Here is a 243-nt window from a genome sequence, read left to right on the forward strand (position 1 = left end):
ATCAAAACGAGGATCTAAAAAGAAGGTATTACCGGTTTCGCGGTGTAATGTGGCTTCGCGGTATTTTACGCCGGTTTTAATGGTTGTTAAAAAGCCCCAATCGGTGTAAAAATCTAGATCGCCTTGGTAGTAACTTTCTTCAAGCTCGCTGCGTACAAAGCTTGAGTTTGATGAACCCGGATCGCGCCCACCGCCTACGCCACTGAGTAAATTAGCCAGTGTATTTGGGTCTATATTGAGGGT

At 45.3% G+C, this 243-nt stretch carries 1 protein-coding gene; it reads right to left on the minus strand.

The features are described 5' to 3' along the window. A partial coding sequence (locus AAEY62_RS24290) for a hypothetical protein (RefSeq protein ID WP_350637032.1) occupies positions 1-243 on the minus strand: 243 nt, incomplete at both ends.

Origin of the sequence: Pseudoalteromonas sp. GW168-MNA-CIBAN-0100 (assembly GCF_040309225.1) — a bacterium.
In the GTDB taxonomy this organism is placed as follows: domain Bacteria; phylum Pseudomonadota; class Gammaproteobacteria; order Enterobacterales; family Alteromonadaceae; genus Pseudoalteromonas; species Pseudoalteromonas arctica.